General features: G+C 45.9%; 23 protein-coding genes. 13 read left to right on the top strand and 10 right to left on the bottom strand.

What is annotated here, in order from left to right:
* Positions 1-40: 40 nt before the first annotated feature.
* The 3 genes from ACGHZ6_RS18375 (at position 41) to ACGHZ6_RS18365 (ending at position 2,253) form a co-directional block, all read left to right on the top strand.
* Positions 41-373 (top strand): zinc ribbon domain-containing protein YjdM, encoded by a 333-nt coding sequence (locus tag ACGHZ6_RS18375; RefSeq protein ID WP_390615479.1) that lies wholly within the window; start codon positions 41-43, stop codon positions 371-373.
* A 35-nt stretch (positions 374-408) separates the two neighbouring features.
* On the top strand, positions 409-1,038 hold the full coding sequence (locus ACGHZ6_RS18370) for a GyrI-like domain-containing protein (protein ID WP_390615478.1): 630 nt from the start codon (positions 409-411) through the stop codon (positions 1,036-1,038).
* Between the two features lie 498 nt (positions 1,039-1,536).
* Entirely contained in the window at positions 1,537-2,253 is a 717-nt protein-coding gene (locus ACGHZ6_RS18365; RefSeq protein ID WP_390615477.1) for a LuxR C-terminal-related transcriptional regulator, read from the top strand.
* A 5-nt stretch (positions 2,254-2,258) separates the two neighbouring features.
* Here ACGHZ6_RS18365 and ACGHZ6_RS18360 read toward each other — a convergent pair whose 3' ends face one another.
* Genes ACGHZ6_RS18360 through ACGHZ6_RS18315 form a run of 10 tightly spaced genes read right to left on the bottom strand, consistent with a single transcriptional unit; the run spans position 2,259 to position 10,963 of the window.
* Positions 2,259-3,467: a hypothetical protein gene (locus ACGHZ6_RS18360; protein ID WP_390615476.1), complete on the bottom strand. Its 1,209-nt coding sequence runs from the start codon at positions 3,465-3,467 to the stop codon at positions 2,259-2,261.
* A gap of 12 nt (positions 3,468-3,479) precedes the next feature.
* The gene (locus ACGHZ6_RS18355) at positions 3,480-4,184 is read right to left on the bottom strand and encodes an indole-3-glycerol-phosphate synthase (RefSeq protein WP_390615475.1); all 705 of its coding nucleotides are present in this window, start codon (positions 4,182-4,184) and stop codon (positions 3,480-3,482) included.
* Positions 4,181-5,212, bottom strand: coding sequence for an anthranilate phosphoribosyltransferase (gene trpD, locus ACGHZ6_RS18350; RefSeq protein ID WP_390615474.1), 1,032 nt, complete (start codon positions 5,210-5,212; stop codon positions 4,181-4,183). Before trpD ends, ACGHZ6_RS18355 begins: the two co-directional genes overlap by 4 nt.
* Complete coding sequence (gene trpA, locus ACGHZ6_RS18345) at positions 5,202-6,044, bottom strand: tryptophan synthase subunit alpha (RefSeq protein ID WP_390615473.1); 843 nt, start codon at positions 6,042-6,044, stop codon at positions 5,202-5,204. Before trpA ends, trpD begins: the two co-directional genes overlap by 11 nt.
* A gap of 51 nt (positions 6,045-6,095) precedes the next feature.
* Positions 6,096-6,797, bottom strand: coding sequence for a transglutaminase family protein (locus ACGHZ6_RS18340; RefSeq protein WP_390615472.1), 702 nt, complete (start codon positions 6,795-6,797; stop codon positions 6,096-6,098).
* 45 nt (positions 6,798-6,842) lie between these two features.
* Positions 6,843-7,226: an ectoine synthase gene (locus tag ACGHZ6_RS18335; RefSeq protein WP_390615471.1), complete on the bottom strand. Its 384-nt coding sequence runs from the start codon at positions 7,224-7,226 to the stop codon at positions 6,843-6,845.
* A gap of 11 nt (positions 7,227-7,237) precedes the next feature.
* Positions 7,238-7,933, bottom strand: a complete 696-nt coding sequence (locus tag ACGHZ6_RS18330) for a hypothetical protein (protein WP_390615470.1) — start codon at positions 7,931-7,933, stop codon at positions 7,238-7,240.
* Between the two features lie 23 nt (positions 7,934-7,956).
* A complete protein-coding gene (locus ACGHZ6_RS18325) occupies positions 7,957-8,217 on the bottom strand; it encodes an acyl carrier protein (RefSeq protein WP_390615469.1) in 261 nt (86 codons plus the stop codon).
* A complete protein-coding gene (locus ACGHZ6_RS18320; protein WP_390615468.1) occupies positions 8,201-9,796 on the bottom strand; it encodes an amino acid adenylation domain-containing protein in 1,596 nt (531 codons plus the stop codon). The genes ACGHZ6_RS18325 and ACGHZ6_RS18320 overlap by 17 nt, the downstream gene beginning before the upstream one ends.
* Before the next feature lie 27 nt (positions 9,797-9,823).
* A complete protein-coding gene (locus ACGHZ6_RS18315; protein ID WP_390615467.1) occupies positions 9,824-10,963 on the bottom strand; it encodes an acyl-CoA dehydrogenase family protein in 1,140 nt (379 codons plus the stop codon).
* Between the two features lie 176 nt (positions 10,964-11,139).
* Between ACGHZ6_RS18315 and ACGHZ6_RS18310 the strand changes: the two genes are divergently transcribed.
* The 10 genes from ACGHZ6_RS18310 (at position 11,140) to ACGHZ6_RS18265 (ending at position 22,237) form a co-directional block, all read left to right on the top strand.
* Positions 11,140-12,375: a beta-ketoacyl-[acyl-carrier-protein] synthase family protein gene (locus tag ACGHZ6_RS18310; RefSeq protein WP_390615466.1), complete on the top strand. Its 1,236-nt coding sequence runs from the start codon at positions 11,140-11,142 to the stop codon at positions 12,373-12,375.
* A gap of 61 nt (positions 12,376-12,436) precedes the next feature.
* The gene (locus ACGHZ6_RS18305; RefSeq protein WP_390615465.1) at positions 12,437-12,682 is read left to right on the top strand and encodes an acyl carrier protein; all 246 of its coding nucleotides are present in this window, start codon (positions 12,437-12,439) and stop codon (positions 12,680-12,682) included.
* A gap of 25 nt (positions 12,683-12,707) precedes the next feature.
* Positions 12,708-13,943 carry a hypothetical protein gene (locus tag ACGHZ6_RS18300; RefSeq protein ID WP_390615464.1) on the top strand — a complete coding sequence of 412 codons (1,236 nt, stop codon included), beginning with the start codon at positions 12,708-12,710 and terminating at the stop codon, positions 13,941-13,943.
* Positions 13,944-13,994: 51 nt separating this feature from the next.
* Positions 13,995-15,890 (top strand): FAD-binding protein, encoded by a 1,896-nt coding sequence (locus ACGHZ6_RS18295; protein ID WP_390615463.1) that lies wholly within the window; start codon positions 13,995-13,997, stop codon positions 15,888-15,890.
* 1 nt (position 15,891) lies between these two features.
* Positions 15,892-17,298 (top strand): UbiD family decarboxylase, encoded by a 1,407-nt coding sequence (locus ACGHZ6_RS18290; RefSeq protein ID WP_390615462.1) that lies wholly within the window; start codon positions 15,892-15,894, stop codon positions 17,296-17,298.
* 27 nt (positions 17,299-17,325) lie between these two features.
* Positions 17,326-19,704: an RND family transporter gene (locus tag ACGHZ6_RS18285; protein ID WP_390615461.1), complete on the top strand. Its 2,379-nt coding sequence runs from the start codon at positions 17,326-17,328 to the stop codon at positions 19,702-19,704.
* Between the two features lie 2 nt (positions 19,705-19,706).
* Positions 19,707-20,555 (top strand): outer membrane lipoprotein-sorting protein, encoded by an 849-nt coding sequence (locus ACGHZ6_RS18280; protein WP_390615460.1) that lies wholly within the window; start codon positions 19,707-19,709, stop codon positions 20,553-20,555.
* Between the two features lie 10 nt (positions 20,556-20,565).
* Entirely contained in the window at positions 20,566-21,147 is a 582-nt protein-coding gene (locus ACGHZ6_RS18275) for a UbiX family flavin prenyltransferase (protein ID WP_390615459.1), read from the top strand.
* A gap of 42 nt (positions 21,148-21,189) precedes the next feature.
* Positions 21,190-21,585: a DUF4345 domain-containing protein gene (locus ACGHZ6_RS18270; RefSeq protein WP_390615458.1), complete on the top strand. Its 396-nt coding sequence runs from the start codon at positions 21,190-21,192 to the stop codon at positions 21,583-21,585.
* 100 nt (positions 21,586-21,685) lie between these two features.
* Positions 21,686-22,237, top strand: coding sequence for an NnrU family protein (locus ACGHZ6_RS18265; protein WP_390615457.1), 552 nt, complete (start codon positions 21,686-21,688; stop codon positions 22,235-22,237).
* The last annotated feature ends 5 nt before the right edge of the window (positions 22,238-22,242 follow it).

The raw sequence follows: 22,242 nt of genomic DNA, 5'->3' as shown, positions 1-22,242 counted from the left end.
TGGATAATAGGCGCTTTCGATTTACCCAAAGAGAACCTCCATGCCCAATTGCCCAAAATGCAATTCAGAATACCCTTACGAAGATGGTCCTAGCTATATCTGCCCTGAATGCGCCTATGAATGGCCCATCAATGCTGAAGAGGATGAAGACCGCCTGATCGTTAAAGATTCCAATGGCGCTATTTTGAGCGATGGCGACAGTGTAACCGTGATTAAAGATCTTAAGGTTAAGGGTTCTTCTTCTGTGGTGAAGATTGGTACCAAAATCAAGAATATCCGCCTGGTAGAAAGTGCGGATGATCACAATATCGACTGTAAGGTGCCCGGTGTTGGCGCTATCAAAATTACGCCGAAATACGTTAAGAAAGCTTAATATCCAGCCTGCTATTATTTGATCAAAGGACGACCATGTCGGATAAACACGAATGGAGAAAGCAGGAAAAAGCCCTCTACCTGCCAAAAGCCAAACCTGAGTTGGTAGAGGTTCCCGCTTTCAATTTTATTACCCTGCGCGGAGAGGGTAGCCCTGCCGAACAACGCTTTTCCGATATTGTGGGGACTCTTTACTCAGTCGCCTATGGGATAAAAATGCTGCCCAAGAAAATGGCAGTTAAACCCAAGGGCTACTATGACTATACGGTTTATCCCTTGGAAGGCGTTTGGGATATTAATGATGAAGCCAAAAAGACTTTTGACGGTACAGTTAAACAAGAAGACTTTGTTTACGAGGTTATGATTCGCCAGCCGGACTTTGTGGACGAGGTGTTATTTGGTGATATTCTGGAAACCGTAAAGCAAAAGAAGCCAAACCCGTTATTGGATGAAGTGGAATTCAAAAGCTTTGAAGAAGGTAAGTGCATTCAGATGCTTCATGTTGGCAAGTTTGAAGATGAACCTGCAACCTTTGAGATAATGGAAGCCTTCGCCGAGGCCGAAGGTTATAGCCGTTTATCGAAAGTACATAGGGAGGTATACCTTTCAGATGCCAGAAAAGTGGCTCCGGAAAAATTAAAAACCGTTTTACGTTTTAATGTTTAGTCAATTACGGAAGCTTGTCTTTTTCGATTTGTTACTGAGTAATACGTAATATTTTTATTGTAGTAATTTAGTACTATTTCTATCTTGCGCCCAGTATTGGTGCGGTCAGATTATTTTCCTGTTTGTACAGATTGTACATCGCTTTCTTTTATTTGCGCCCTCAAGTGTGACCGCATGGTCAAGCTTGGGGAGTGTGACGAGCTTCAAGAATATAAAAAATTATATTTTAGTTTCTGACTGATGGGTCAGAAGTTATTCGTGGACCGTGTGAAAAACTTCAATCGCTATTGATTACGTATCCAGTAGTGTATCAGAAAATTCTCTCCTAAATAAAAAATAATACAGACGACATTTTGTTATTTTTTAGCGGGACTACCCCTAGGGAGGGCTTGAAATAGCCAAGTAGGGTCGGTATAAAAACCTGGCAGTATTTAGGATGAATACAATAATAAAAGCAGATTCACCACCAAGAGTGAAAAGCTAATAACAGGAGCAAATATGTTGACTGCTAACCAACACAGTGTGAGAGATACAGAGAGACTCGAAGTAGACAGTAAGCAACTTTCAGGTTTGAATGCTAACGACATAAAAACAATGATTGATGTGGTCTACCAATTGCAACATATGGATTCCGACGCTTTGGGATTACAACTACTGATTAACGTAGAATCCCTACTGGAAATACGTGACAGTGCGTTGGGTGTGTTTAACCGGGAATGTGGCAGATGTGAATACGTTATTGCAACGATGCGTGAAGAGCACTTGCCTGATTTAAACAGTATTACCTATTCCCCTGTAGATTCTATGCCCTTTTTATATTTTCTTGATGATGACTATATAGTCATTATTGGGGATCATGATCGATCTGAAGTGAGCTTTTTGTGTTTGCACTCAAATAGGGCGCTGTTACAGGAGCGGCATAAAAAAATCTTTATGTTTATTTTGCCGCATTTACTGTCTGGGGTTTCGCGTTTACATCTGATTTCAAAGCAGTTCCAGGAATCCGGATTGACGACAAGGGAGCAAGAAGTATTGCAATGGATTATCAAAGGCAAGGATAACTGGACGATCAGTAAAATACTGGGCATCAGTGAAAGAACGATTAAATTTCACACGTCCAATATTTACAAGAAGATTGGTGTTAGTAGTAAGGCTGAAGCCATTTGTAGGCACCACAGTTTTATGGAATCCCTAAACTCGCTTTCGGCCGCTTAGCAATATTAGAAAAAGTATTCCATCTCTACGGAAATATAGCTGTCATTTCTTAGGTCATAAAGCGGATCGGTTTTATCAACGTCCTCAAATAGCTGCGCTTCCACATGTAATTTAAATACGTCGTGGAAGCGTCGGCTAAATTGAATGTTATAGCTTTTGGTGTTGTTGTCTTGATCTAAATAAACGCCCAATAGACATTCGGTATCACCTAAGTCATTGAATACCATGCGCGAGCCCAGGAATAAATCGTTTTGCAAGCGGGCGGCGGCTACTTCTCCTCGAGAGTCATGATGGTATTCAAGTAAAAGTCCCAAATCCATATAGCTTTCCATGAAACGGGGGATGGTGTATTCAAAACCCGCGACTTCAGCATGAAAACGATCATGTTTAAATTCTCTATTGATTGCTTCAAGCTTCCACAGCCATTCTTCCCCGGTAAACTGAAGATCCAGGCCCAATTGTGTTATCTGAGGGTAGTAGGGCGTTAAGGTGTGATTGATCAGGTTGGGGATAAGATCTGGCTCGCGAGAGGTTCCATCAAAATAGGATAAACCGATATCGATCTCATCGATGGTATGTTGCAGGCGAAGCGCGTAATCAATATGATTTTTTTCCTTGGATGATTCATATTGTGCATCGTCGGTATTAACAGGAAGTTGTGGACGAAGCCGACCTTCTGCGCTGGCAAAGGTTCGTTCCCGGAAATAGGGTAAAACATACAAGCTTACGGCACCGTCTCCGTAGAGGTAGCTAGCTCTGACCATGGGTTGGCCTAGTTTATCTTCTCCATCGATGTTTTCTACCGCGTCGGTTTGGTTGATAATGTCGACTAAATGGGAGGACTCCGCCACGCCCCAAAATACTCTGCCTATTCCCAATTGATACTCCCAATTATCGTCCACAGCGATAAAATCCAGCTGGCGAATATCACCGTGAGTTCGATCGTCATCAGTCTGATCTTTACGGTAAAAAGGTACAAAGGTGATAACCTTCTGGTTGTCATCCCATTTATGGCGTATTTCGGCCTGAAATTTTAACGATAACCCCCCGTCATCCTGATTTAAAAAGCTTTCTTGATCATTAAAATGACGCTTTTCCAGACCCACGGTACCGGTAATTTCAAGTGCCCATAGATGACTCGAAAAAAGTACAAAGACAAACGTCGCTACTGATGTGATAAACCCATGATGGATTGGCAAGGTAGGTTTTTTCATTATATTTATTCGTTATTGATGAATGCTGGTGATCTCACGGACAGCTTGAGCAGGATTAGCTGCCTTGAGGATCGATGTACCAATAAGTAAACCATCGAAGCCTGCCTGAATAAGTTTACTGGCGTCTTCTGCTGAAGATATACCGCTAGCGCTAATTCGTGCCCCGACGTTGGCGTGCAGGTGGTCAATTAAATTCAGACTTTTATATCCGCTGTTGATATCGAGCTCTTTGCGGCCAATATCTCGATTGGCTATGGCCACAATAATTCGGTTGTCGGAAGTGATGTCTGCCATTTCATCTTGGCTTGCGACTTCGATAAATGGGGTTATTCCCAGGTTTAGGCATAGCTCTATCATCTTGGCGAGGTGAGATGGCCTGAGGATCTTACGGGTTAGCAGAACCGCATTGGCTCCGTAATCCTGGGATTGTTTTATCTGATCAAGGTTGACGATCAAGTCCTTGCGTAGAACCGGTAGAGAGGTTGTGGCAGCTGTTTCTGAGAGCATATCGATATGGCCGCCAAACCACTGGCCTGTAACCACGGATATGCAGGCCGCTCCACCGGCTTCGTAAGCAGCAACAATGTCCGCAATAGAACGATTACCTATCAGATCGCCTTCCGCCGGTGAAGACGCTTTGATTTCTGCAATGACAGGAATATAGCCTTGCTGTTTCGCTGCGGCTATCTGAGGTAGCCATGCTCTTCTGTCTGTCACGTGCAAGCCCTTTCAGCATAATCATGACTGAATTCAACCGCCTGCTTAAGTAAACGGGCTGCATCACCACTTGTGATGGCACATCGGGCGAGTGCCAGTCCTTCTTCAATCGTGGCGGCCTTGCCCGCGAGTTGAAGCATAAAGGCGGCATTGATGATAACGGTATCGCTACCAGCCTGAGGCACACCTGCGCTGAGTATTGTCTGTAGCATGGCCAGGTTGTCAGCGGCTGTACCGCCTTTGATTTCACGAATATCTGCGTGATCGATACCATAATCTTTGGGGTTAAAAACCACTTTACGAATGTCTTTTTTGACACTGGCATAATAGGAGTGCCCAATCGCAGAGAATTCATCCATTCCCGCTTCTGCCCAAACTGCAATGCTATTGTGAATGCCGCGTTGCTGTAGGGCTTTGGCAAAGATATCAATATATTCGTAGTGGCTGACCCCGCATACCTGACCATGAACTTCAAAGGGACAGAGAAGGGGGCCTATTTTATTAATAAAACCACCGATATCACGCATATCCAGGGGCATAATTGATACGGCGATACGTCGCAGCAGGGGAGGATACATAGCCGGGTTAACAAAGCCGATATGTAATTCCTCTAACATCGTTTCCAGATGTTGCTCATTGATATTGATGTTTATACCGAGGGACGTTAGCAGATCGAGCGAGCCACATTGGCTGTTATAGGAGAAGGAGCCACTTTTTAATACCGTAGCACCGGCAGCAGCAGCGACGAATGCTGCGGAGGTACTAATATTAAATGTAGATATGCCGCCTCCAGTGCCGACAATATTTATCAGCTTATCGGATATGCTGAGCCGTCTTTTAGGGGATTCACGCTCGATAAAATCGACAAAGTTAATGATATCGGTCAGTGCCAGGGGTTTTGCCGCCAGCGCTGCCATAAGTGCAATCAGCGATGATCTTTTACTCTTTTCAGACAATAGTGAATCAAGGAAAGTATCAAAATCTTTCTGATTAACGGCACTATCGTTACGGATGATTTCACGAAGCACGTTGTTGCTCCCCATAACCTATGGATTTCTTCGCAACGATCATTTCAAGGTACTTTTCCAGGGCGGTAAAAAGTGCTTCTTCAGATCCGTTGTTTGACTCAATGATGTTGCAAATTGCGCTGCCCAGAATGGCGCCGTCTATATTGGTGTGAGTAAAGAGCGAGTCGATATCTGAAGCATCCTTAATGCCAAAGCCCGCCAATAATGGTGTGTCGGTACTATTCTTTATCGAGGCATAGAATGTCTTAAGCGTGCTCGAGGAAAAATCAACACTGGTGCCAGTACGGCCATATTGGGAAACCAGATAGATAAAACCGTGGCTATTGGACAAGGTAGCGTGCACCTTATCGCTGGGTGAGTTGGGATAGAGGCTAAATATGCAGTCCAGGTCGCAGTATTTCGCTGCCTGCAGATATTCACTGGTATACAGCGGGGGCAGGCCGTGGATCAGCAGTCCATCGGCACCACTGGCACTGGTTTGTTCAACGATGCGCTTGATGCCTCTGGGCTTTACACTATGGGAGAAGTCCACCAGCAGCACAATGGGGATGGAGCAGTCGTCAGAGCGGAGCTTTTTAACCAATTCGATGGTATCTTCGAAGTTAATATCATTGTCTAGTGCCCGTTGATGAGAGCGCTTAACCACTTTGCCATCGGTAAAGGAGTTAGGAAACGGGACGCCTAGCTCAATAATGTCGATACCTTGTGCATGGCAGGTTTTAATCAGGCGCTCGGTAATGCCGATATTGGGATCACCACAGTTTAGGTATGCCATCAGGCTGCGCCGATTGTTATCGCTATTGCTGCTGATCGTTGCTTTGAGTTTGCTCATAGATACCGGATTGCCTACCAATGTATATTACGAGTGGTTTTCGATAACGTATTAATTAACCACACTTTCTTCACTGAATCGCCTTTTGGCGATGCCACGCATAGCTTCAAAAGCATCAATCCACTTTTGTACCAATTCGTTACCGTACTTGTCTCGGAATGCTGCCATAATGGTGTCGACGGGAATGTCGGCGTAGCTGCCGTGGTGGTCGATATATTCCATAAAGTCAGCTTTATCTTTATTGAATTGCTGATACTTGGAGTCATCAATGCCGTTAAATACTAAGGGGTCTACTCTATGTCTTTTACAGGTTTCTGTATCAAAGGCAGGAGTGGCAATGACCCATCTACCGTTAAGTAGAAATTGGGTATAGCCATGGTAGACAAATTCGTTAGAGCCCATGGTGTCGATAAGCTGTTTAGTGGCAATATGGTTTCTGACCGTGGCAAAGCCGACACGTGAAGGAATTCCGCAAGCTCGGCCAAGAGCACACAATAGAGAAGCTTTACTGACACAGTAGCCTTTTCCTTGCATCAAGACGTTACTGGCTTGGTAAGACTCCTCACGGTGATAGGCGATATAGGGGTTGTATAAAATATCATCACGTACCCGATTGTAGAGCGTGATCGCAACGGTTACAGGATCGGAAAGATCACCGTTCGTGATTTCAGCAGCATAGGCCACTACCGTCGGGTGATCGCTGTCAATAATCTCTGTAGGCGTAAGGTAAGGATTATCTTCTGTATTGGTCATAAGGAATATTTCATCAACCTATATAGACGTTTGGTTTTTATTGAATTAATAACAAGAGCTTTCTTCTGCTGCCAGGTTATGTACTTCATGCCCTTCCAGCGCAGGAAGAAATACGCAAACCAGGCGCATGGTGGTATGTGCGGTTAGATAGTGCTTGTCATTTTTATCCAACGCGTACATGGTTCCGGCTTTGATGGAGTAAATCTTGCCTTCATCTACGGTTTCTACCGTGCCTTCGCCTTCAATGCAGTAGCAGGCTTCCAGGTGATTCTTGTATTCCAGTAAAGACGTGGTGCCAGCGTTGATGATAGTGTCGGTTAAGCTGTAACCCATGGTATCGCTTTCAACCAGGAAGCGTCGGCTTTGGCCGTTGCCCCAGGCTACATTTCTATCGCTGTTGATAATGTCTTCTATGCTGCGAACAATCATAATCTCACCTTTTATATTACTGTTGTTGTCTCCAATCTCGGCATTGAAGCACTCGCGACGCTCGTCATTATTGCAGTGACACGTTCTCGGTTAATAATACCGTTGTGTCTGGCGGCACTGTCTATATCAATACCGAAAGGCATGGTTGAAGTGATAAGTTCGGGAATGGTGTTTTCACTTAGTCCGCCTGCAATCATTATGCTTATCTGATTTCCCCAGGTGGATACAAAGTCTGTTATAACATGCTGCTCAAGCCTGATGCCGGTACTGCCGATGCGGGTGTTATCCTGGTAACTATCAAGAATCAGTGCATCACAGCCTGCGTCTATATAGCGTTGAATAAACCCGCCTTCGAGGCACTGGTTATCCTTAATGTGGATAACTTTTAAAATCTCTATTGAATGGCCATATTGATGCTTTATTTTTTCGATCACAGAGGGCAGTGTGAAGCCGTGAAACTGTATGGCGTTGATATGAGCCAGCTCTATAGCCTGTGACAAAAAATCAAGCTCACTGTTGAGTGTGACCATAGTGAAAGAGACATTTTGCACCGGTATCGATGTTAGCGCTGTAAGCTCGGCCAGGCTGAGGTTGTATTTCCCCTCAGGAATGCCGTGCCACAGACCGGCGTAGGAAACACCCAGATTATCCAGGTGTTTTATTACTTCCGCCTGTGTAACACCGCATATTTTGACTTTTGGCAGCATGTCTCTTATCCGTTATGTCGGCCCTAAACTACCGAGCTTTGCTCCAGTTTTTTCGATATCAGCGCATCGATAGCTCGGATGGAGTTAAGGTTGTCGGGATCAATTTCACTCGGATCCAGTGCAATGTCGTAGCGGTCTTCAATAAATGCCACCAGCTTTAACACTGAAAGAGAATCCAGGATTCCGCTTTTGATAAGTTCGAGATCATCAGAGATTTCGTCCTGATGTGTATCGGGAATAAACTCTTCCACAATAAAGCTTTTTAGATCATGAATGTTCGACATGGTTACACCTCAATTGTATCAGTGATTTTTTGTTGGTTTTTCCAGAAGAAGTCTTTGGAAGGGATTGTGAGCGTATCTCAAACAAATGCGGGATAGCATACTTGGGCAGGTGCTCTGCGCAATAAAGTCTTAACGCTATAGCACTTATCGTATCGGTGCTGGGAGTTGTGATGACAGCAATAATTTTATTACCCATGTCTTCATCGGGTATGGATAGTACAGCCACTTCCTGAATTGCTTCGTGATTTTGCAGTACGGATTCGATTGCCAGTAGATTTATACGGTAGCCATTGGACTTTACGACATCATCGGTGCGTCCTATAAATTCCAAATCGCCGTTATTGAGAACTTTGACAAAATCAGATGTACGGTAGTAGGGGATACTGTCAATGTTGCCGCCGCTATTGATTGCCGACTGGCCCCGATAACCACGCATAAGGGTGGGTGCTTTGACTAGCAATTCACCTTCCTCACCGGGAATATTTTTATCACCCTTATCGATCCTATATTCAACATAGGGCAGAGGTCTGCCAATAGGGAGTGGGTCGGGTATATTTTCTAGCGTGGCAGCAAAACTGAAGATAAAGGTATCATTGGTTTCCGTCGAGCCGTAAATATTATGGAATGTTGCTGCCCGGAAGTATTCAGTAAGACCTTGGACGTTCTGAGTGCTCATACGCTCACCGGCAAAGAGCACATGGCGCAACTGTGGGTATTGGTGTTGATCTATGCCGCCGTATTTCAGCATCAGGGTGAGTGCTGTGGGTACCGATTGCCAACTGCTGATCTGCTTTTCGACGATAAATTGTGTGAGGTACCTGGGATTGCCGACCATGGTTTCAGGTATTAATACTGCCGTAGCTGCACAATGGTGGGCGGCAAAAATATCCAGTAATGACAGGTCGAAATACAAGGGCGCGTGGCTAGCCAAGCGATCGTCTGAGCTTAATGAGAAATAACTCACTACCCAATTCGTGAAGACACTGATATTGGCGTGAGTAATCATAACCCCTTTGGGAGTTCCCGTAGATCCGGATGTGTAGAGCACGGCTGCAAGTTGATTGGCGCTGTCGGCCTTGTCCACCCCGACAACGTGATCTATTACTGCTGGTGCAGTCAGCTGAGACTGGAAGGCATTAACTATCTGGTAACTATGGGAAGAGATTGTAGGCGTCCATGGATCTTCCGTGACGATAATACATTCGAAATTGCCATCGAGTTCTGCAAGTATATTATCAAGCTGTCCCGCAAAATCTGGTGTTGTAATAAACGTCGTAATACCGCACTGGCTGATAATATGTTGAATTCTCGATGCGGGATTCTTGGTGTCCAGTGGTACATAGGCTGCACCGGCACGAAGTATGCCGTACAGGGCTAGAATAGCCTCAAGACGTTTGTCCATAAAAATGGCGATGCAGGTTTCTTCAGTCTTGATTGAAGGGGTTAATGCTAATGCAATCGACGCTGAGCCCGCATCGAGTTCACTGTAGGTCAGCTGGCGGTCGGCAAACTCTATGGCAGGTGCGTATGGTGACCCTTGTGCCGACGTTAACATGGCATCGTGGACTAGGGGGTGCATGGTTCTGATTTCCATAAGCGTATAAGGTTACAGGCCCAGCATTGAGGCGATGGTATTACGCTGAACTTCCGATGTGCCAGAATAAATCTTGCTGGCAACGGAATTACGGAGATATTTTTCGATTCCGGTTTCCTGCATATAACCATTACCGCCAAAGATCTGAATCGCGTCCAACGCGCTTTTTACAAAGGTTTCACTGGTCACAACCTTGGCTATGGAAAGATCGGTAGTAATGTTGCGTCCATGTTGAAAGCCGTATCCAGCCTTGTAGAGCATGGTTCTTGAGGTTTCCAGGCCTATTTTCATATCGGCTATCTTGTGCGAGATGGCTTGATACTTGCCAATAGGTTGGCCGTATTGGCTTCGTGTTTTACTGTATTCAATGCACTTATCAAGCAGACCCTGCATCTCGCCAACATTGATGATAAAAGACAGCAGGATTTCCCAGTTCATCACATAGTTAAATATGGAAAATCCTTGTCCCTCTTTTCCCAATAGCTTATCCGGCGTTAAAAGGCAGTGGTCAAAATAGAGGTCACAAAGAGGTGATGAATGGAGACCCATTTTTTTAAGTGTTGAGCCAACGGTAAACCCTGGTGTGTCCCTGTCCACGATAAATGCACTAAAACCCCCTAGGGTTCCAGTCTCTTCACTGGTTCTGGCATAAACAATGAAGGTATCGGCAATAGGACCATTGGAGGTAAATGTTTTGCTGCCGTTGAGTCGATAACCCTCTCCACAGGCAACCGCTTTGGTTTTCATGCTCCAGGCATCAGAACCACTTTCTGATTCTGAGATGGCGTGTGCGCCTATTCTTTCTCCTGCACAAATCAATGGTAAGTAATCGTTCTTCTGGCTGGAGGAACCAAATTTCTGGATGGGTATAGCTGTGCTAACCATATGCGATGAAACCGAGAAACTGAGACCTTCATCACAACAAATAGAGCCAAAGGACTCCAGTGCATGCATGGTGGTCAATACATTTTGACCTAATCCTCCGTACTCATTTTCTATTGGCAGAGACAGGATTCCCATTTCCTGAACTAGTGTCCAATTACGTTGGAACTGCTCTGGGTCCAAGCAGGTGTCACTCTGTCTTGTGAAGCGACCTTCCCATTTTCGAATGGAGTCTGCCAATTGTTTCTGCTCTTTGTTCCATTCAAACATGTTTGCTTTTCCAGGGTTTTCTTTAGCGCCCAGTTATGGTGCTTGAAATTATGATCTGTTTGCGTCGATGGTATGGGGGGCGTTTTTTTCTGTCACCTGTACCTAGGGACAGTTGTCGCCTATGAGCGCAAAAATAGAATGTGCATTCAGCCGAATAATAAACCCGGAGCCTAACTATGCGTCGAAGAATTGTAATAACTGGGCTGGGAATACTCTCAAGCATCGGTAACTCTGTGGATGAGGTTTCAGCATCGTTACGTGATAATCGATCTGGTTTGGCAGCAGTGCCAGAGTGGGTGGAATACGGATTTAAAAGTCGCGTAGCTGGCACTGTTAAAATGCCAGATGTTGATAGCTTGAGAAAAGATTTCGGTATTAAAGCCCGCTTTATGGATGTGACGGCAATCCATACTTTAATTTGTGCAGAGCAGGCTATTGCCGATAGCGGTTTATCACCCGAAGATCTAAATAGTATAAAAACCGGTTGCATTGCCAGTAGCGGATTCAGCAGTGCGAGTCCCTTTCAAGAAGCAATCGCTCAGCTGCAAGGGCAGAAAAAAATGACCAGTGCCTTCGAGGTGACTCGTGCAATGGCAAGTTCGGTCAGTGCCAACTTATCAAATTACTATGGTATCCGCGGCAGAAGTTATTCCATGAGTTCTGCCTGTGCAACATCGGTACACAATGTTGGTCATGGCGCTGAATTGATTCAGCAGGGTATCTGCGATTTGGTTATAGCCGGTGGCGCAGAGGAAGTATCACCTGTTTACACCTCCATGTTTGAAGGTATGCGCAAAGTGCTTTCCAAATCATACAACGATCAACCGCAAAAGGCCTCGCGCGCTTTTGATAAAGATCGCGATGGTTTTGTCATCAGTGGTGGTGCTGGTGTTGTTATATTGGAAGAGTACGACCGCGCCGTTGCCAGAGGGGCGCCAATCTATGGCGAGATTATTGGCTTTGGTACCAGTACCGATGGTCACGACATTATCCAACCCCATCCTGGCGGCGAGGGGTGCCAACGTTGTATGGAAGTAGCGCTGGAAAATGCCGGTATAAGTCCCGCTGCAATTGATTATATCAATGCCCATGGCACCGCCACACCGGCAGGTGATCTGGCGGAAACCATTGCTATCAGAAACTTGTTTGATGATCACCCGGTAAAAATCTCTTCAACCAAGTCGTTGACCGGGCATGGTATCGGTGCTGCTGGCGTACATGAGCTGATTTATTGCCTGCTCATGATGAAAGAAGGCTTTGTTACCGCTTCGGTGAATATCGATAACATGGATAGCGCCTTTGAAGATCTCAATATCGTTACTGCGAATCAAGTCGCTGACTTAAACACTGTGATGACAAACTCATTCGGCTTTGGTGGTACCAATGGCAGTTTGATTGTTTCAAAAGTTTAAATGCTGGCGATTGTTACATTCATCTACTTATATCACACCAATTGATTGTGGGAGTTCACACATGGACAGAAATGAAATCTTTAACACCATCGTAGCAATTATCAATAAGTCTTTGCCCAGCCCGGTGTCTGTCAGTCTGGAAGATGACCTGAGAGAAGATATCGGCCTGGATTCTATTGGCTTTGTTGAGCTGGGTACTGGGCTTGAAGAGATCTATCAAATCGATATTGATGATGCGGATCTGGAAGGTTTTAAAACTGTAGAAGAAGTTGTCAATGCTGTGATTAACAGCCCAACCTACGCCTAATACGCACGAGCAAGATAGCCATAATATGAATATTAAACAAGAGATCGACGAAAGTATCACTAAGGCCAATAAGCTCTCGGCAGATGATCGGGTGCCCAAGGGTAATAGCCACAACCCCATTTCGCTGCAAAAACGTGTGGATTGGGTAAAGGACAAGTTTGATCTTGATATGGACGCTGTAACGTCTCATAAGATAGACCCAAGGCGACTGCGCGGGGTTATTGAGAATTTTGTCGGTGCTGTTCAGATTCCTGTGGGATTAGCTGGACCATTGCAAATTAACGGCGAGCTGGCCGAGGGATTATTTATGGCTCCTTTTGCTACGGTAGAGGGGGTTATTACTCTGTCGGCATCACGGGGAGCACGGGTGATCAATGAATCCGGTGGTATTCGCGTTAAGGTCATGCAGCGTCAAATGACACGGGCGCCGGTTTTCCAATTCAATAATCTCGAAGAGTGTGAAGCGTTTGTCCGCTGGATTCGTGCAAGCTATGACACTATCGAAGCTGAGTGCAATAAATTATCCCGCCACGGCAGGCTTGATGCCATTGAAGACTACATTATTGGTAATACGGTTCATCTAAAGTTCTGTTTTCTAACTGGTGATGCAGCAGGTCAGAATATGGTGACTATCATGACCGATAATGCCGCCATCTGGATTCGAGACAATATTGAGGCGCAAACCTCATTGAAAATCCGTTTTTATTCGGTTGAAGGCAACCTGGCAGGTGACAAGAAATTCAATTATATGAATTTAAATTCAAACACTTCTTCCCGTGGCGCGAGAGTATTTACGGAAGTATTTTTGAAGAAGGAGGCCATGGAGTCAATCTTCGATTGTACCGTCGAGCAATTTATGGCTGAAGCAAATCAGGGTGCTGTTGCCAATACCTTCGCGGGAACACCCGGCGGCCTGTCGGTAAACTCCACTAATGTGATTGCTGCCATGTACGCCGCCACGGGGCAGGATTTGGGCTGTGTTGTTGAATCAGCCTCACAGCAGGTGTTTTGCGAAGCCACTGAAGAGGGCGTGTATTGGTCGTCTCTCTACTCAAGCATTATCACCGGCACCAAATCCAATGCCCAGCGTTTGCCAACCCAAAATGAATGTCTGGAACTTTTAGGTTGCACCGGTGATAAGGGCGCAGAAAAGCTGGCCGAAATTATTGCGGCTTTTAGTGTTGCTTTGGATATCTCGACACTGGCCTCAGTTGCTAACGATACCTTCAGTAAGGCACACAGAATCTGCGGTAGGGGATAGCCTCTTTCCCGCCTGTGGGCCCTTGATTACAGGTTTAATGCCATAAAGGTGATGACAATCGATACTGAAATTTATAACGCGGAAGTGGATATTGCCGATAATTGCAGAAACTGCGGTATGTGCAGGATCGATTATCTGGGGTCAGGGCGATGTCACGCCGCTGAGGAGCATGTTAACTTTGCCCATCATCCGCATGGCAGATTGAAGATCTTTAAGGACCTAATGTCGGGGGATCTACCCTTAACGACAGAAACGGAAAAAGTGATCGACAGCTGCACGCTTTGTGGCAAGTGCAATATTCAGTGTTATTTTCAGATGGAAATGGCACCGGGTGAGGTGTTTGCCGCCAAGCGCAAGCTATTCAAGGAAAGACAAAAAACCGAAACCATCCAGGTTTGGGAGATCGACGATGTTTTGGCTGGCTTGCTGGATATCGTTGGCGAAAACTGGGCATTTAACGACCCGACAATATTGACCTCCTATGCCACCTTTGGCTCCTTAAGCAGTCAGGAAATTACCCCTGCCTATGTTGTGTTGCCTAAAGATGCAGAAGAAACCGCTGCTATTGTCAGGCTGGCCAATCAACAGGGCATCCCTTATCTGCCTATTTCTTCGGGCACCAATAGCTCCAATATCATCAAGGAAAAAGTCATTCTCATTGATATGGGGCGCATGAAAACCCTGATCATTAATGAGCGGGAAGCTTGGGCTGAGGTAGGCGCGGGCATTATTGCTTTCGATCTGCAGCAGGCGGCGATGGAGAAAGGTTTGCGATTCTCCATCGGCGAATCCGCTGCCGGTGTCTGTGCCAATCAGGTCTCTACTGGCATTCACTCCTTCTTCGGCTATAAAAAAGGCATGATGGCCGATCACTATATTGAAGCGGAATTGGTGAGCCATGAGGGGGAGGTGTTGTGTACGACTTCTGCAGAGGCTCCACAGATCACTACCCGCCCCAAGGATTTCTACCAACCCTCGCTGCCCTATATCTGTACCCGTTTAAAAATCAAGCTTTATCCGGTTGAGGAGGATGAAGCCGTCATCTTTATTCCTTTCCGCGACAGGATGGATGGTTTGCGGGTAACCCGTGAGATTGCGAAAGAGGATCTCGGCACAGGTATGGGGCTGGTTGGGGTAGAGGTGCTTTCTGAATTTTTGAGTATCAGTGAGGAGGACTCGGAAAACTTCCTCGATATCGCCCAGTATTACCTCAAGATTAACAGCTGCATTATGATGATGCTGAATGCTAAGGATTTAGCCTCTCTCAAGCAGAAGTTCCCTGATTTAACCCTGATTGACCGCTCTGCTATGCAGCGGGTGATACAGGGTATACCTGCCATTACCGGGCCTGAAAGTATGGCCCTGATCGAAGATGTCATGGACGAGGATAAACCCTACGATCATATCTTTGGCGATATGCTGGAGTATTTTCTCAAGCAGATAGAAATCACCGAGGATGAAGTCGAAGAGCTATTTGAGCATATTGACAATAAACCACTACGCAAAGCACTGACCAGGAGCTACTTCGATAAGGAGTACAGCGACCCGGAATACTGGTTTAACTACCGCATGTTCTCGCCGCGCTTCCTGCGAACCCACTGGTTTTTCTCGGTCATGTATTTTACTGATACCGATAACCTTGGTCTTATCGAGGAGATATGCGAGAAAAACAGGGAGTTTGGTGAACTGCACGACCTTAAAAATGCTTTCTGTTACGTCATGCCGATTGATGGCGGCAAGCGCTTTTTCTTTGAGTACGAATTCTTTTGTGATCAGCGTGATGAAGACATGCTGAAAAGGCTAAAGAAAGTATTTTTCCTATTGGCCAATGAGTCCAGGCGTATGGTTAAGACCGAGAAGGGAATCTATCCGGTACTCAACACCCTCTTTAATGGTTTAAACAAAAAAGACTACTACCTGTACAGCAATTTTGATGAGGAAACCTGATATGACCTGCGACATTGTTGATCTCAGAACAGCATTGGCTTTCCTGGAAGAGCAGGGTGACAGCATTCTTAAGCATGAGGATAGCATTAGCCCTGAGTACGAAGTGGCTAAACACTATGTCAACAACAGTGCCGGGGTTCCGGCATCTTCTATCAGTCGTGAAGAGCAGATGGTGATGTACACCAATGTTGTGGGGCATGATATGTCGGTACTGATGGGCGTGTTTGGTTCCAGAGAAAGAAATCAGCGGATGCTAACCGGTAACGCTGAGTGTCATCACGGCGCCTTTATGAAAGCTCTGGGGCAGCGAATACCACCGGTGACCGTGCCCAACCCGCCCTGCCAGGAAATTGTAATAGACGCTGATATAGATTTACTCAAGCAATTACCGGTGTTAACCCTAACGCCGAACGATGCGGGTCCCTATATCACCCTGGGGTTTGTGTTGGCTAAATACCCGGACAGCGATAACTACAACGCCTCTGTGCACCGCTTGTGTATTCACGGCAAAGACAGGATGACTATCTCTATTTATCCCGGCAACCATCTGGGGAATCTGTACCAGGCGGCGATGGAAAGAGGGGAGAGTTTGCCTGTTTCTATCAATATTGGTCTCGACCCGGCGATTTACTATGCTTCCAGCCTAACCGAACCCGTGTGTGGAAAGGGCGAAAGTGAATTGGATATCGTCGGTGGGCTCAGAGGCAAAGCGGTGAATCTGTCGGATTGCCTGCATGTGGATGCCAAATGTATCAGTCATGCCGAAATTGTCTTGGAAGCCGAGCTAACGGCTGAGCAGATGCCAGAAAACTATACCAACCCGGAAAAAGGTTCGATGCCTGAATTACTGGGTTATCAGGGCCAGGTAGCGCCCATTGGAGTGCCGGTCGTTAAGGTGAAAGCCATCACCCATCGCCAGAACCCTATCTATCAAACGGTTATTGGTCCAGGCATGGAGCAATCGGAGTTGACCTCTATCACGCCTGAAATTGCAACTCGTGGCATTTTGATGGGCAACTTTGATTTGGATGTGAGAAAAATTCACTACTCGGCAGCCGGTGGTGGTGTGCTAATGGCAGCTCTGCAAATTAACAAGCAACGCCCGGAAGATGATGAATTGGCAGTAAAGGCGGCGATGGCGGTGTTATCCACTATTCCGCCACTGAAGCATATTTTTATTGTCGATACCGATGTTGATCCGCAATCACCTGATGATCTGTTCTGGGCATTAACGACGCGTTACCAGGCCGATCAGGATATGCATACGCTAAATACCGATAAACTCTTTCCCATGGATCCCACACAGTCACAGGCTTATCGCAGTGACAATCCTGGGAGCATGAAGGCATTGTTCGACTGTACCAGTCCCTATGATTTGAAAGATACGTTTAAAAGGGCGTTCGTATAACAACTCTTCAACCAGCACGGAATCGCTATGAGTCATTTTATGAGGTTGTACACATCAACAATCATCAGGTACCGCTGGCTGGTGATGCTGGCCATGGTGTTGATTACCGCTGTGTTTGTTGTCGGGGCCTCCAGGTTGGGGGTAAATACCGATATCCGGGTTTTCTTTAGTGAAGATAATCCTCAGTTGCTGGATTTTGAGGCACTCGAAAATACCTACACTAAAAACGATAATATTTTTATCGCTATCTCGGCCAAAGATAAGACGGTATTTAACCGGGACACCCTTGCCGTCATAGAGGCTCTGACCAAGGAATCCTGGACTATCCCCTATTCAAGCCGGGTAGACTCTCTAACGAACTTTAAACATTCTTATGCGCAAGGCGACGAACTGATTGTTGAAGATTTGGTTCGTCATGCAGACAGGCTGTCTGCTGAGCGATTGACGGAAGTTGAGCAGATCGCGTTGTCTGAGCCCTTACTAATTAATCGGCTTATCTCTGAGGATGCCAGGGTAACGGGCATCAATATCGATGTGATAAAACCCGACAGTGGTGAGAATGTTGCACCAGAGATTGCTGACTTTGTCAGACAGCTGGTGGCTGACTATCAGCTGCGCTATCCGGAACTGGAATTTTATCTGACCGGCTGGATTATGATCGACAGCACCATGGGCGAGGGGGCTGAACGGGATATGCAGGATTTAATTCCTGCAATGTTCCTGGTGTTGATTCTGGTGATGGGGTTTTGCCTAAAGTCCGTATCCGGCACTTTGGCGGCTGTCCTGGTAATCATTCTATCCATGCTGGTGGGTTTGGGTGCGGGTGGCTGGATGGGAATTAAGATATCCGGGCCGTCGTCTACAGCGCCCCCCATTATTCTTACCCTGGCGCTGGCGGACAGCATTCATGTTTTGTTGACGATCTTTCAGCGAATGTATCAGGGCGATAATCGCTACCGTGCGATTATTACCTCTCTGAAGATTAATATGCGGCCCCTGTTTATTACCAGTGCCACAACGTTGCTGGGCTTTTTGTCCATGAATTATTCGGACGTGCCACCTTTCCGTGATCTGGGCAATATGGTGGCGGTGGGGATTGCTGCTGCATTTTTCTACTCGGTCATGCTGTTGCCGGCATTGATGGCGGTATTACTGCCCAAACATATGGTAGCCAAAGAAAAAGCCAAGCGAGACACTGCACTGGTTAGGCGCTTTTCAGCTGTAGTCATTCAGTACCGGCAAGGCATCATGTGGTTTACCACTGCCTTGGCTTTGGTCATTTCGTTGGGAATTTATCGCATAGAGCTAAATGATGACTTTATCCGTTATTTTGATGAAAGTTATGACTACCGGGTAGACAGTGAGTTTGTGATGGATAACCTGACAGGGCTGTACACCATCGAATATTCACTCGATTCAGGGCAGTCCAAGGGTATTCACGATCCCGATTTTTTACGCCATGTCGAAAAGTTTTCTGCATGGTATGAGACACAACCGGAGGTTACCCACGTCAATAGCCTGATCCCCATATTGAAAAAGCTCAATATGAATATTAATGCGGATGATCCTCGCTATTACCGTATACCTGACGATACCAATAAGATTGCCCAGTACCTGTTGCTGTTTGAATTATCTTTACCCTTTGGTCAGGATTTGAATAACCAAATCAATGTCGATAAGTCGTCGTTACGTATGACGGTATCGTTGACCGATGTAACCGCTAACGATGTGCGTGCTATCGATGCCAGGGCTCAGGCTTGGTTAAAGGATAATGTACCTGCGCATATGATCTCAGAAGGGACCGGGTTGGCGGTGATGTATGCTCACCTATCGGAAAGGAATATTAAAAGTATGCTGGCAGCCACCTTTGGGGCGCTGGTGTTAATCTCGTTTATCCTGATATTCGCCTTTCGCAGCATCAAATACGGCTTAATGAGTCTGATTCCCAATCTTGCCCCGGCCATTATGGCGTTTGGGGTATGGGGTTTTACCATGCAAACCATTGGTATGCCTGCAGCTGTTCTGGTGTCACTGGCAGTAGGGATTATTGTCGATGATACGGTGCATTTTATCAGCAAATACCTGCACGCCAGACGTAGTCTTAATAAACCACCCTATGAGGCAATTCACTATACCTTTGAGACGGTAGGCAAGGCTCTACTTATCACTACCGTGACTCTGGTTGTCGGCTTTTCGGTGTTATCGCTGTCGGGTTATAAACCCAATTCCGATATGGGCATTATGACGGGCATTATTATTAGCGTAGCGCTTATCTTCGATTTCCTGTTTCTGCCAGTTCTTATGTTGATGCTTGATGATACAAAAGAAGCAGAGGAAGAGAGCATTGAAAGCCCATCGCAAGCAGTCACTGAAGATAAATCGATATATTCACTGGAGGGAAATTAGTTATGAAAATATCTCTAAGTCTGTTTTCAATGGTGGTTCTGAGCTTCTCTTTGTTATCACATGCCAGTACTACTGATTCAATTACGCCTAATTCGGTTACCAGTGATCAATTAACGGCGGAAGAAAAGGGCCTTGCCATTGCCAGAGAATGGAAAAGACGCGATGAGGGCTGGGGTGACTATACCGCCAATGCCAAGATGGTATTGAAAAACAAGCATGGACAAGAGAGTGAGCGCCACTTCAAGTATTACTCTATGGAAGTGCTTGAGCATGGTGAGAAGGTGGATGGCGACAAGGTGCTTGTGGTGTTTGATCGCCCCCGGGATGTGAATGGCACTGCACTGTTAACCTATGCGCACTATGAGGAAGATGATGATCAGTGGTTGTATTTACCCGCCATCAAACGCACCAAGCGAATTAGCTCACACAATAAGAGCGGTTCTTTTGTCGGTAGTGAAATTTCTTACGAGGACATTACCTTTCCTGAGGTCGAAAAATACACCTACAGATGGGTGCGAGAGGAAAAGGTCGGTGATTTGAACTTTGATGTCGTTGATCGGTTTCCTGTCGATAAAGAGAATACTGGCTACCTGTACCAGCGCGTTTGGTATGACCAGGATCATGTACGTATCTTTAAAATTGACTTTTATGATCGCAAACAATCATTGCTAAAGACCCAGACCTTTTCTGGTTTTAAACGTTACCTGGACAGTATTTGGCGAGCGGATTACGAAAATTTTGTTAATCATCAAACCGGAAAAAGTACACTGCTAACCTGGACCAATTATAAGTTTCATATTGGACTCACCGAAAAAGCATTTAGAAAGAACTCGCTTGAGCGTCTGAGGTAAATGGGGCTTTATGAGCAATAAAAGATTAATCGTGGGCGTAAGTGGTGCATCAGGTGTTATTTATGGTGTACGCTTGCTTGAGCTATTAAAAGACACCGATATAGAAACACATTTGGTAATGAGCAAGGCTGCTCGTTTAACCCTTGGCTATGAAACATCCTACAGTGTCAACGATGTTAAAGGGCTTGCTGACGAGGTGCACAATATAGATGATATTGGTGCCAGTATTTCCAGTGGCTCTTTCAAAACCATGGGTATGATTATTGCCCCTTGTTCAGTAAAAACCATGTCGGAGGTGGCCACAGGCTGCACGTCCAATTTATTAACACGATCAGCGGATGTGGTACTCAAAGAGCGTCGTCGTCTGGTCATGATGGTGCGAGAAACCCCGATGCATGTGGGCCACCTTCGCAGTATGTTAACGGTTTCGGAAATGGGGGCGATTGTTTATCCTCCGGTTCCGGCTTTTTACGCCAAGCCGCAAACCCTTGAAGATATGGTTGATCACTCTATTGGTCGGGCACTAGATCTCTTTGATATTGAGGTAGGTGCTGTGCGGCGCTGGAATGAAATGCTTGAAAAGGCAGTCTAGTTGTAGTTTTTATCTCTCACTAAAATAAGGGAATTAATAATAATGAAAGAGTCGAAGCTGCTTAAAGTTGTGTTGTTTATTTCGGGCCTGATCGGTGTGGTTGTCGGTGGGGCTATCTTGGTTGATCCGGTTTCATTTTACGCAAGCAATGGTATTGAATTAGGCGGAAATATAAGCCTGTTAAATGAAGTCAGGGCACCCGGTGGGGCTCTTCTGGGTTGTGGTCTGTTGGTTATGGCCGGGGCCTTCTCAAGCAGCCTGACATTTACGTCTACCGTTCTTGCTACGCTGGTCTATCTTTCTTATGGTTTGGCCAGAGTAGTCAGTATTATCGCTGATGGCATGCCTGCTGACATCCTGGTGCAAGTGACTGTGCTTGAGGTTGTGGTGGGTCTTATTTGTGCGTTCGCATTGGTTAAATATCGTACCGCATCGTAATGTACGAGTAATTACCTTAGAATGGGTGAAAGAAGCTATTTAGTAATACCTCTGAGTCAGTGGCTTCTGCGAAGTATAAACTCTGATTAGGAGCGTCATTGTGTTATTGCTTGCGATTGGCTTGGTTATTTTTTTCACTATTCATGTCTTCTCTTCAACCCGCTACCGTCCAGTGTTGGTGGGGCGTTTAGGGGAAAAACCCTATAAAGGCAGTTACGCCCTGTTGGCTCTACTCGGCCTGGTATTGATTATCTACGGCAAGGCCCAGGCTCCTTTTATCGCGGTGTGGCATCCTCCATACTGGACCCGCTATATCGTCTTCACCATTATGCCCTTAGCGCTGCTGTGTTTAGCCATGCCGGACTTGCCGAATAATCTGCGGCGTTTTATTCCTCATCCAATGATGACTGGGATTCTATTATGGGCCGCAGCGCATTTAACGACCAATGGTGATTTGGCTTCCATGTTAATCTTTGGCTGCTTTTTACTCTATGCGATTTATACCCTGATACCGGGCAATACCTATAAGCCGGCTAAAGCCTGCTCGCCAGTGCCTTGGTATCGGGATGTGATCTTGGTGGTGGCAGTTATCATCGGTACTCTATTGATTATGCGTTTCCATCGCTACGTCTCGGGTGTACCGCTGTTTTAACAATC

Source organism: Maricurvus nonylphenolicus, from assembly GCF_042854845.1.
GTDB lineage: Bacteria > Pseudomonadota > Gammaproteobacteria > Pseudomonadales > Cellvibrionaceae > Maricurvus > Maricurvus nonylphenolicus.
This window is presented reverse-complemented; position numbering and strand designations above follow the sequence as displayed.

What these genes read in the sequence shown, in the direction of transcription:
- ACGHZ6_RS18340 (WP_390615472.1), bottom strand. Translation starts at nt 6,797, where the DNA reads ATGACCAATACAGAAGATAATCCTTACCTTACGCCTACAGAGATTATT.
- ACGHZ6_RS18360 (WP_390615476.1), bottom strand. Translation starts at nt 3,467, where the DNA reads ATGAAAAAACCTACCTTGCCAATCCATCATGGGTTTATCACATCAGTA.
- ACGHZ6_RS18330 (WP_390615470.1), bottom strand. Translation starts at nt 7,933, where the DNA reads ATGCTGCCAAAAGTCAAAATATGCGGTGTTACACAGGCGGAAGTAATA.
- ACGHZ6_RS18275 (WP_390615459.1), top strand. Translation starts at nt 20,566, where the DNA reads ATGAGCAATAAAAGATTAATCGTGGGCGTAAGTGGTGCATCAGGTGTT.
- ACGHZ6_RS18280 (WP_390615460.1), top strand. Translation starts at nt 19,707, where the DNA reads ATGAAAATATCTCTAAGTCTGTTTTCAATGGTGGTTCTGAGCTTCTCT.
- ACGHZ6_RS18335 (WP_390615471.1), bottom strand. Translation starts at nt 7,226, where the DNA reads ATGATTGTTCGCAGCATAGAAGACATTATCAACAGCGATAGAAATGTA.
- ACGHZ6_RS18310 (WP_390615466.1), top strand. Translation starts at nt 11,140, where the DNA reads ATGCGTCGAAGAATTGTAATAACTGGGCTGGGAATACTCTCAAGCATC.
- ACGHZ6_RS18375 (WP_390615479.1), top strand. Translation starts at nt 41, where the DNA reads ATGCCCAATTGCCCAAAATGCAATTCAGAATACCCTTACGAAGATGGT.
- ACGHZ6_RS18370 (WP_390615478.1), top strand. Translation starts at nt 409, where the DNA reads ATGTCGGATAAACACGAATGGAGAAAGCAGGAAAAAGCCCTCTACCTG.
- ACGHZ6_RS18300 (WP_390615464.1), top strand. Translation starts at nt 12,708, where the DNA reads ATGAATATTAAACAAGAGATCGACGAAAGTATCACTAAGGCCAATAAG.
- ACGHZ6_RS18290 (WP_390615462.1), top strand. Translation starts at nt 15,892, where the DNA reads ATGACCTGCGACATTGTTGATCTCAGAACAGCATTGGCTTTCCTGGAA.
- ACGHZ6_RS18320 (WP_390615468.1), bottom strand. Translation starts at nt 9,796, where the DNA reads ATGCACCCCCTAGTCCACGATGCCATGTTAACGTCGGCACAAGGGTCA.
- ACGHZ6_RS18325 (WP_390615469.1), bottom strand. Translation starts at nt 8,217, where the DNA reads ATGTCGAACATTCATGATCTAAAAAGCTTTATTGTGGAAGAGTTTATT.
- ACGHZ6_RS18305 (WP_390615465.1), top strand. Translation starts at nt 12,437, where the DNA reads ATGGACAGAAATGAAATCTTTAACACCATCGTAGCAATTATCAATAAG.
- ACGHZ6_RS18315 (WP_390615467.1), bottom strand. Translation starts at nt 10,963, where the DNA reads ATGTTTGAATGGAACAAAGAGCAGAAACAATTGGCAGACTCCATTCGA.
- ACGHZ6_RS18365 (WP_390615477.1), top strand. Translation starts at nt 1,537, where the DNA reads ATGTTGACTGCTAACCAACACAGTGTGAGAGATACAGAGAGACTCGAA.
- trpA (WP_390615473.1), bottom strand. Translation starts at nt 6,044, where the DNA reads ATGAGCAAACTCAAAGCAACGATCAGCAGCAATAGCGATAACAATCGG.
- ACGHZ6_RS18295 (WP_390615463.1), top strand. Translation starts at nt 13,995, where the DNA reads ATGACAATCGATACTGAAATTTATAACGCGGAAGTGGATATTGCCGAT.
- ACGHZ6_RS18270 (WP_390615458.1), top strand. Translation starts at nt 21,190, where the DNA reads ATGAAAGAGTCGAAGCTGCTTAAAGTTGTGTTGTTTATTTCGGGCCTG.
- ACGHZ6_RS18285 (WP_390615461.1), top strand. Translation starts at nt 17,326, where the DNA reads ATGAGTCATTTTATGAGGTTGTACACATCAACAATCATCAGGTACCGC.